Source organism: Carnobacterium sp. 1290_CSPC, from assembly GCF_001053265.1.
GTDB lineage: Bacteria > Bacillota > Bacilli > Lactobacillales > Aerococcaceae > Aerococcus > Aerococcus urinaeequi.
This window is the reverse complement of sequence record NZ_JVVG01000109.1, coordinates 1-282: the sequence shown is the minus strand read 5'-3', so window position 1 is coordinate 282 and position 282 is coordinate 1. Positions and strand designations below refer to the sequence as shown.

1 protein-coding gene is annotated in these 282 nt (G+C 34.4%); it reads right to left on the bottom strand.

What is annotated here, in order from left to right; all coding sequences use genetic code 11:
* Positions 1-258, bottom strand: a 258-nt coding sequence (locus tag AC973_RS09080; protein ID WP_192829000.1) for a plasmid recombination protein, incomplete at its 3' end; no start/stop codon positions are given.
* Between the last annotated feature and the right edge of the window lie 24 nt (positions 259-282).

The window sequence follows — 282 nt, the reverse complement described above, 5'->3', positions numbered from 1 at the left end:
GTCAGAAGTTATGATCCATTCGTTTATTAATACAGCATCTTTTCTGACAGCACGACTACTTGATTTGTTGTCGTTAATAAATTGCTCAATATCTCGTTTATAGTTTTCTGTCCGATTGACCAAATCATAATTTAAATGCGACCGTTCAACATCAATATCTTTGTTCGAATGATTGTCTGTATTTCTCTGATTATGATTACCTACCCCAACTAAATTTCCTGATTTCATCTTCTGCATTCTCGCCACTACAAATGACATATAAACACTCCTAACTTCGGTACA